This is a genomic window from Puniceibacterium antarcticum, from assembly GCF_002760615.1.
Taxonomy (GTDB): Bacteria; Pseudomonadota; Alphaproteobacteria; order Rhodobacterales; family Rhodobacteraceae; genus Puniceibacterium; species Puniceibacterium antarcticum.
This window is the reverse complement of record NZ_AWWI01000089.1, coordinates 1-6,917: the sequence shown is the minus strand read 5'-3', so window position 1 is coordinate 6,917 and position 6,917 is coordinate 1. Positions and strand designations below refer to the sequence as shown.

Annotated in this window: 6 protein-coding genes; 5 read left to right on the top strand and 1 reads right to left on the bottom strand. The window is 59.3% G+C overall.

Annotation, left to right across the window (positions count from 1 at the left end):
- Positions 1–614 precede the first annotated feature (614 nt).
- The 5 genes from P775_RS12525 to P775_RS12500 all read left to right on the top strand — a co-directional run bounded on the left by P775_RS12525 (position 615) and on the right by P775_RS12500 (position 6,470).
- Positions 615–2,897 carry a bifunctional salicylyl-CoA 5-hydroxylase/oxidoreductase gene (locus P775_RS12525; protein ID WP_099911314.1) on the top strand — a complete coding sequence of 761 codons (2,283 nt, stop codon included), beginning with the start codon at positions 615–617 and terminating at the stop codon, positions 2,895–2,897.
- Positions 2,894–3,637: an SDR family NAD(P)-dependent oxidoreductase gene (locus P775_RS12520; RefSeq protein WP_099911312.1), complete on the top strand. Its 744-nt coding sequence runs from the start codon at positions 2,894–2,896 to the stop codon at positions 3,635–3,637. Before P775_RS12525 ends, P775_RS12520 begins: the two co-directional genes overlap by 4 nt.
- Positions 3,634–4,077 (top strand): acyl-CoA thioesterase, encoded by a 444-nt coding sequence (locus tag P775_RS12515; protein ID WP_099911311.1) that lies wholly within the window; start codon positions 3,634–3,636, stop codon positions 4,075–4,077. The genes P775_RS12520 and P775_RS12515 overlap by 4 nt, the downstream gene beginning before the upstream one ends.
- 13 nt (positions 4,078–4,090) lie before the next feature.
- Positions 4,091–4,504: a RidA family protein gene (locus P775_RS12510; protein WP_099911310.1), complete on the top strand. Its 414-nt coding sequence runs from the start codon at positions 4,091–4,093 to the stop codon at positions 4,502–4,504.
- 1,051 nt (positions 4,505–5,555) lie between these two features.
- Positions 5,556–6,470 (top strand): alpha/beta hydrolase, encoded by a 915-nt coding sequence (locus P775_RS12500; RefSeq protein ID WP_099911313.1) that lies wholly within the window; start codon positions 5,556–5,558, stop codon positions 6,468–6,470.
- A 3-nt stretch (positions 6,471–6,473) separates the two neighbouring features.
- Here the strand turns inward: P775_RS12500 and P775_RS12495 are convergent.
- The coding region (locus P775_RS12495; RefSeq protein WP_143520896.1) for a helix-turn-helix domain-containing protein at positions 6,474–6,917 on the bottom strand (444 nt) is incomplete at its 5' end.

Genomic DNA, 6,917 nt, shown 5'->3' with positions numbered 1-6,917 from the left:
ACCCCTTATCCTTGCGCCCGCGCCGCGTGCATGAGGCCGAGGGCGGCGGGCGGCGCGCATTAGCCTGGTTTCAGGCGGCACGGCATCCGTAGGGGTAATACACGCCCGACCACTCTGGCCTTTTTGCGTGAAATTGAACGCTGTTCGGCCAGCCCATATTTGAGGCCTGAGTGGCGCGTCAGATTTATGTACGGGTCAGAAGCCTGAGACGCAAAATTTGTACTTGGCGATCTGCCACACCCATTGGGGCGTATGGTTTCAAAGATCGTGAGGCGGACAGCAGCGTTCTTCTTGCGGGACCGCGAAGGCAAAACCCTTGGCAAGGTCATTTGATTTAGCCTTAAAGGTTTATAAATAATTCTCCGGCCAAGCAGCGCCTTGTGAGTGTGCAATGGCAAATCTGGCCCTAGTTTGGAGCATGATTTGTGATGAAATCAGACAGGAATTGATTGTATCAATCTGAGGGATCTGCCGAAACTCAAGAGAAAGAAAAGCGCGCCCGGCCATCTCATACGATGATCGTTGACAGGCCCAGTATCGACATTTAACTTCACATATAAAGCAAATGAAACCACAAAGATGTGGCGTTCGCCCTGCAGGCAGAGGAAGAAACGATGAAAGCAGCGATTCTTGGTGGTGGGCCGGCCGGACTTTACTTTGCGATCTCGATGAAGCTGCGCGACCCAAGTCACGAGGTTAGCGTCTTTGAACGCAACAAGCCAGATGACACCTTTGGCTGGGGCGTTGTGCTGTCGGACGAGACGATGTCGAACTTTGAAGACAACGATCCGGTGTCGGAAAAGATGATCCGAGACAACTTTGCCTATTGGGATGACGTCAAAACTGTGCGCGGCACTGAAAGCATGACATCAAGCGGCCACGGTTTCTGCGGGATCGGCCGCAAGAAGCTGCTGATGCTTTTGCAGAATCGCGCACGCGAACTGGGTGTGATCCTTGAGTTCCAGGCGGATGTCTCGGCCGAGAGGATCGAAGAGCTTCGCGCCACCTTTGATGTGGTCGTGGCCTCAGACGGTCTTAACTCCAAGACCCGCACTCTTTATGCCGAGAAGTTCGAGCCGGAAATCGACATGCGGCTGAACCATTTTGTCTGGCTTGGCACGCATCAGAAATTCGACGACGCCTTCACCTTCATCTTTGAGGAAACCGAACATGGCTGGATCTGGGCGCATGCCTACCAGTTTGATGCGGATACTGCGACTTTCATCATTGAATGCGGACCAAAGGTTTATAAGGCCTTCGGTTTTGACACGCTCAATCAGGAAGACAGCATTGCGCTTTGCGAGAAGATCTTTGCCCGCCACCTTGGTGGTCATGCGCTGATGACCAATGCCAACCACATCCGCGGTTCTGCCTGGATTCAGTTCCCGCGTGTGACCTGCGAAAACTGGTACTTCGACAATGTCGTGTTGCTGGGCGATGCCTCGGCCACCGCGCATTACTCCATTGGCTCTGGCTCCAAGCTGGGCATGGAAAGCGCCATAATGCTGGCCCAAGAACTGAATTGCGGAAAATCTCTCGGCGACGCCCTGCAGACCTATCAGGATGAACGCAAGTTGCAGGTGCTGCGCGTCACCTCCGCCGCACGCAATTCCACTGAATGGTTTGAAGAGGTCGAACGTTATCTGACGCTTGACCTGATGCAGTTCACCTATTCCCTGCTGACACGGTCGCAGCGCATCAGCCATGAAAACCTGCGTCTGCGCGATCCGGCATGGCTGGCCTCGGCCGAGGCGTGGTTTCAGAAACGGGCAGGCGGCACTTCCAGCCGCAGCCCAATGTTTGCCCCTTTCAAGCTGCGCAATATGGAACTTGTGAACCGCATCGTCGTCTCGCCCATGGCGCAGTACAAGGCGCAGGATGGCATGCCGACCGACTGGCACTTCGTGCATTACGCCGAACGCGCCAAGGGCGGTGCCGGGCTTGTGTTCACCGAAATGCTGTGTGTGTCCAAAGACGGCCGTATCACGCCGGGTTGTCCGTGCATCGGCGTTGATCAGGTGCCCGCTTGGTCCCGCCTTGTGGATTTTGTACACGCAGAGACTCCGGCCAAGATTTGCGCTCAGATCGGACATGCCGGGCGCAAGGGGTCGACCCGTCTTGCTTGGGACGGCATCGACAAGCCGCTGCCGACGGGCAACTGGGATCTTCTGTCTGCCTCTGCCATTGCGCTGATGGAAGGCAACGCGGAGCCCAAGGCGATGGATCGCGCTGACATGGATACCGTCATGGCGCAGTTCGTTGATGCTGTGAAAGCCGCTGCTGCTGCTAATTTCGACATGATCGAAATGCACGCCGCCCACGGCTATCTGCTGGCGTCTTTCATTTCGCCCGTGACCAACAAACGTGACGACGCATATGGCGGCAGCCTTGAACACCGCATGCGCTTTCCACTTGAGGTGTTCCACGCGATGCGCGCCGCATGGCCCGCCGAAAAACCGATGACCGTGCGGATTTCTGCCCATGACTGGATGGCCGACGAGGGTGTGATCCCCGAAGATGCCGTCGATATCGCCGGGATGTTCAAGGAAGCTGGCGCCGATGCGATCAACGTCTCTTCCGGTCAGACCGACAAGAAAGAGCAGCCGATCTATGGCCGCATGTTCCAGGTGCCGTTCTCGGACCGGGTGCGCAATGACATCGGTGCGCCGACCCTGGTGGCGGGCAATATCTACGAGCCGGATCACGTCAATTCGATCCTGATGGCGGGGCGCGCCGATCTTGTCCTGCTCGCTCGTCCGCATCTTTCCGATCCCTACTGGACGTTGCATGCGGCAGTGGAACTGGGCGATACTGAACAGGCTTGGCCAGCCCCTTATGAGGGTGGCCGCCGTCAGGCCAACACGCTGGCAGAACGCGCGAAGGCCGTGACAACATGAGCATTCAGGGGAAAACAGCCTTTGTGACCGGGGGTGGTTCCGGCGTTGGGGCTGTCATCGCCATAGCGCTGGCCGAGGCGGGGGCAAAGGTCACGATCTGTGGCCGTCGCCTTGCCTCGCTTGAGGATGTCGCTTCCAGTCATCCCCGCATTTCCTGCGTGGTCGCGGACATCACGGATGAGGCTGCGATTTCGCAGGCCATTGCCTTGGCGGCGCCTGATATTGTTATAGCCAATGCAGGAACTTCGGAAAGCACGCCTTTTGTGAAAACCGACCTGGCCGCCTTTGAGCGGATGATCGCGGTAAACTTGACCGGCACATTTCTGACCCTGCGTGAAGGTGCGAAGGCCATGCATGGTAAACCTTGGGGGCGCCTGGTCGCCATCGCCTCGACCGCCGGGTTGAAGGGCTATCCCTATGTCGCGCCATATGCGGCGGCGAAACATGGTGTGGTTGGCATGGTCAAATCGATAGCGCTGGAACTTGTGCGCAAGGGGATCACCGCCAACACCATCTGTCCCGGCTTTCTGGATACGGAAATGACCGAACGATCCATCGCCAATATCGTCGCAAAGACCGGCCGCAGCCCGAAAGAGGCCCGTGCCAGTTTGGAAGCCACCAATCCGATGCACAGGCTTGTGCCGCCCGAAGATGTGGCCCGCGCCGTTCTCTGGCTCTGCTCGGACGGCTCGGACATGATCACCGGACAGAACATTTCCGTTTCCGGGGGAGAGACATGAGCGAGGTCTTCACTATCCGGCGACAGGTTGAATTCAACCATTGCGACCCGGCAGGCATTGTCTTTTATCCACGTTATTTCGAGATGATCTCGGCGCTGGTCGAACGCTTCTTTGCGGATGGCATGTGCTTTGGCTGGGCGGAAATGGGCCGGACGGATGGCGGCATGGGCACCCCTATGGGCGATATCCATGTACGCTTTCAAAATCCCTCACGGCTTGAGGACTGGCTGGATCTGTCACTGGCGGTCAAGCGGCTGGGACGTGCCTCTGTCAGTTTCGACATCACCTGTGTTTGCAAGAGTCAGGCCCGTTTCAACTGTGAGGCGACAGTGGTCTATGCCAGCCTTGTCGGAGCCAAGGCCGCGCCCTGGCCCGATGCCCTACGTGCAGATATGATCCGCTACCTTACGCCCTCCGAGACACAGCAAACGCCATTGTAAGAAAGACGCACCCATGACGGCTCTGACGCCCCATATTTTTCTCCAGCCCGACGGCTGGGTTCCCGCAAAAGGCTACGCCAACGGTGTGCTGGCCGAAGGTCGTATAGTGTTCACGGGCGGGCTGGTCGGCTGGAACGCCAATCAGGCTTGGGAACATGCGGACATGGTCGGCCAGTTTCGCCAGACGCTGGAAAACATTGTCGCCGTACTGGATGCTGCGGGCGCAAAGGCCGAGCATCTGGTGCGGCTGACATGGTACATCACCGATAAGCAGGAATACCTAGACAATCTGCGCGGCTTTGGAGCCGCATACCGCGATGTGATAGGTCGCCATTTTCCCGCTATGGCTGTGGTGCAGGTTGTCGCCCTTATGGAAGACTCCGCCAAGATAGAAATTGAGGCAATCGCTGTTATTCCTCACGAATGACGCCATGAGTAAGTTGTCCCGCGCCGATCTTCTAAAGATCGCGGCTCGAGACCAATTGCGAATGCATCACGGGATCCTTTCCGCCGCCCGTAACGATCGGGCGGCATTTTTGCGCCAAGATAGCCATAGTCAGATGTTACAGATCAATCAATTATTTTGAACTTGGAGCGAATAGCGTGCCTTCCGTGCTGTGAGGTACGGTCAGCCTTTGCCCGCGTGCTCCAAGATTGCGCGAAGCTGTTCGCCGCCGGTCTCGAACGCATGGCGACACGATGGCTCACTCTGCGCCGGAGGCACCTGAACAGTTGCGCCTTCTGCGGAAGCAATCTCTGACCAGAGCACCCATTCCTGACCATCGCCGTTCGGGAAAGCGAACGCCCGGAGCCCTTTCTGATCCCCTCGACCCTCAAATCCAACTTTGAGTTGACTTGGCATCTTCAGGATCATTGCGACGAGCGCATTGTAACCCTCTGCGGTATTGGGATCCCTGAACCGATTTTGGCCCGGAAGGCAGAACGCGTACCGTCCGTCACGCGATGCGCCTGTTCCAACAAGGGGTGTCTCAGCTATCATGTCACACTCTCTTCCTTATGCTCCGCTGTCCCGCAAAACGGGCCGCCGTAAACTGGCTAGACGGTGAAGAGAGGGTGGATCAGCCCGGCTCAGAGAACGTGGTCACGCCACCAAGGTATTCAGCGCTGTATCCAACCCCGTCGCCGGTCCTGGCCGGGAGCGGTGACGGGGTATTCATAGCAAGGTTTAGACACATAAGGTGTTCGGGCCCGGCATCTGATCGATCAGATTTAGGATGCATCAATCTGACTCTGTAGTCCAGATTTTGCAATTTTATTCGTAGGGCTTGGGGCCGCCGAGGGTTTTAGTTTAGGGGGCAAGTTGTAGGGCGCCATGAAGCCGGCGAGGTGCGTGCGCAGCTGGTCGCGGTGTCTATATGGTTGGCGACGGTCAGCCCGCATTTGTCGGTGCCCAAAGCGCTTGCTGAAAAACCCCTAGCGTGAAACCTATGTCGACGCAGCAAGGCAAAGGTACGGAGATGACAGACCAGACACAACAACCGAGCGAACCTGAAATCCTTGCCTTTATCGCGCAGAGCGATGCGTTTTATCCGGAGGGCGCGACCGAGGCATCTATTGCACAGCAGCGGGCATGGTACGATGCACTCTGCGCCGCGTTTGCCGCAACGGAGGCGGCCGTAACCTGGGTGGACGGGCGTGTTGGTGGGCGCGTCCCCGTGCGTCGCTACACCCCGCAGGACCTGCGCAGCGAAGTACATCTGTTGTACATTCACGGCGGCGGGTTTGTGGTCGGTTCGCTCGACAGTCATCATGCCATTTGTGCCGAGATTGCCGAGGGCGTGGGGGCGCGGCTGACAGCGGTCGAGTATCGTCTGGCGCCGGAGAATCTGTGGCCGGCACAGATCGAGGATTGCGATCTGGTGCTGAAGGAGCTGCTGGGGGCCGGTAAGCAGGTCGTCGTGATCGGCGACAGCGCGGGGGGCACCCTTGCGGCAGGGCTGGCGCGGCGGGTGAAGACGCAAGGGCGCGCGGGATTACGCGGGCAGGCGTTGATCTATCCCGGACTCGGGGGGGATCCGACGCGCGGGTCCTACGTCAGCATGGCCAATGCGCCGGGGCTGAGCACTGCCGACGTCCGCTTTTACCGCGATCTGCTGGGCGCGCCCGAAGGGGATGCTGAGGCGCAGCCGCTGAGTGTTGATGATTTCGCGGGGCTGGCGCCGGCTTATGTGACGGGCGCGCATTTCGATCCGCTGCAGGATGACGCTGCCGCCTATGCCGCCGCACTGGTGCGCGCAGGGGTCGAGGCTTGGTATCGGCGCGAGCCGCAGATGATCCATGCCTGGTTGCGGGCGCGCCACATGAGCCCCGGCGCTGCGGAAGGGTTTGCGGCCCTGATCGCCGCTGTGCGACACCTTGCCGGTGTGCGCTGAAGCCTATCGCAGCGTCGAGGGCGGTTGGCCGAACCGGGCCGCGAAGGCCCGGCTGAGCGCGGACTGGGCCGAGAAACCGCAGCGCACCGCGACGTCTGCCAGGGGATGGCGGGTGTCGATGATCATGCGCCGGGCGGCCTGAAGACGCAGCTCAAGCGCATATTGCCCCGGACCCATGCCGATTTCCTGTGCGAAGAGGCGCTGAAGGCGGCGCAGCGGAACGCCGATGGCGCGGGCGGTGCGTGCGGCGGTTTCGGGCTGATCGATCAGGCGCTCCATCCGCGCAATCGCCGCTGCGACGCGCGGATCACCGCCCGAGCGGCGGCCAGTGGCAATGGCGGCAAGCTGGCTTTCGGACCCGGCGCGGCGGGCGGTGATGAAGGTGCCCGCGACCTGCATGGCCAGCGCAGCCCCGTGACGGGCGGCGATCAGCTCAAGCATCAGGTC

Excerpts from the sequence above, each read along its gene's own strand:
- P775_RS12515 (WP_099911311.1), top strand. The coding sequence starts at position 3,634 with ATGAGCGAGGTCTTCACTATCCGGCGACAGGTTGAATTCAACCATTGC.
- P775_RS12520 (WP_099911312.1), top strand. The coding sequence starts at position 2,894 with ATGAGCATTCAGGGGAAAACAGCCTTTGTGACCGGGGGTGGTTCCGGC.
- P775_RS12500 (WP_099911313.1), top strand. The coding sequence starts at position 5,556 with ATGACAGACCAGACACAACAACCGAGCGAACCTGAAATCCTTGCCTTT.
- P775_RS12525 (WP_099911314.1), top strand. The coding sequence starts at position 615 with ATGAAAGCAGCGATTCTTGGTGGTGGGCCGGCCGGACTTTACTTTGCG.
- P775_RS12510 (WP_099911310.1), top strand. The coding sequence starts at position 4,091 with ATGACGGCTCTGACGCCCCATATTTTTCTCCAGCCCGACGGCTGGGTT.